The organism is Pseudomonas sp. GQ91, from assembly GCF_059758795.1.
In genome coordinates this window covers 1-455 of record NZ_JCAXED010000060.1, presented here as the reverse complement: position 1 = coordinate 455, position 455 = coordinate 1, and the positions used below count along the sequence as shown (strand labels likewise).

The 455-nt window shown below is 53.2% G+C and carries 1 protein-coding gene; it reads left to right on the top strand.

Annotation, left to right across the window (positions count from 1 at the left end; all coding sequences use genetic code 11):
• The first annotated feature begins 46 nt into the window (after window positions 1-46).
• Complete coding sequence (locus AC6CIA_RS26405; protein ID WP_498316096.1) at window positions 47-337, top strand: adhesion domain-containing protein; 291 nt, start codon at window positions 47-49, stop codon at window positions 335-337.
• Window positions 338-455 lie beyond the last annotated feature (118 nt).

The following is a 455-nucleotide window of genomic DNA, read 5'->3' as shown; positions in this document are numbered from 1 at the left end:
CACCAAATTTTTGATAGTCGGGTGGATACAACTGACTCCTGCCGTGATGGATTGGCCTAGCGCTAATGCCCATTGCAAGGCGAATGGCGCTCGCCTGCCTACGGAGGGTGAACTCCGAGCTCTTTGGCGGCAGGCTACGGTAGGTCGTCCATCTAATAGCGAAATGTGTTCGGTTCATGGCTGGCCGCTCAAAGGCCAGTGCGGGGGCAGTAAAAGCCACTACTGGTCCAGGACGCCGTACGGCACGGGCCACCGCGTCGTCACCATGACCATTGACAATGCGAATGCGAGCTACGACAACGACGACACTTCCAACCAGGTGGCGTGTGTGCGTTGAGGGTTTTAGTCTTTAGCGTTTAGTTTTTAAATTTGCTTTTACTTTTGCTTCTCTTGAGTGACGGATTCGATATGGACATTGGCGAACGTTTACAGCTGAGTGAGTCCGTCACATGGGT